The 560-nt window shown below is 48.5% G+C and carries 1 protein-coding gene; it reads left to right on the top strand.

Translation table 11 applies throughout. The features are described 5' to 3' along the window. On the top strand, positions 1-223 hold a 223-nt coding region (locus HT737_RS30540), incomplete at its 5' end, for a helix-turn-helix transcriptional regulator (RefSeq protein ID WP_182404685.1). Between the last annotated feature and the right edge of the window lie 337 nt (positions 224-560).

Genomic DNA, 560 nt, shown 5'->3' with positions numbered 1-560 from the left:
CGATTCGGTAATCCCGGTACCGATAGAAACTGTCGCMAAAGGGAAAAGGAAAATTCTGCAATGGACCGCTGACGGAAAGTCATCGGACGATGTTTCGGTGATCCTCGGCATCAGCAAAAGGACCGTAAACTTCCATATAAACCATTGCCTGAAGAAACTCGGTTGCCAAAACAAAATCGCCGCGGCCGTTAAAGCTTCGCTGATGGGCCTGCTCTGGAAATAATTACACGAGTAATTTATTCGATAACTAACTGGTGAATTACCGGGGGAGTGTGCGCGAGTTCACAGAATGACCCGGTTAATAATATTTCATTTATAAGCTAATGCCTTTTCAGCGTAACGAACTTATCAAGAAACTTTAGTTGGATCGTCACAATCATTCCTGTCGACGGTGTCTGTTCAACGGTGCGACCAAACGCCACGGCGCAGGTTTCATGCCGTCTCGCCATGATGCGTGGCCTCGTTTCTGCATGGCGCACAGCGCATACGGAAAACCGTCACGTCCAACCGGCATCATCCGCTCGCATCGGGCTAAGGAACATCATCGTGAAAATCAACTG

Origin of the sequence: Pseudomonas sp. MD195_PC81_125 (genome assembly GCF_014060985.1) — a bacterium.
Classification (GTDB): domain Bacteria; phylum Pseudomonadota; class Gammaproteobacteria; order Pseudomonadales; family Pseudomonadaceae; genus Aquipseudomonas; species Aquipseudomonas parakoreensis.
Note: the sequence above shows the minus strand (reverse complement) of the source record. Positions and strands in the feature narration are given on the sequence as shown.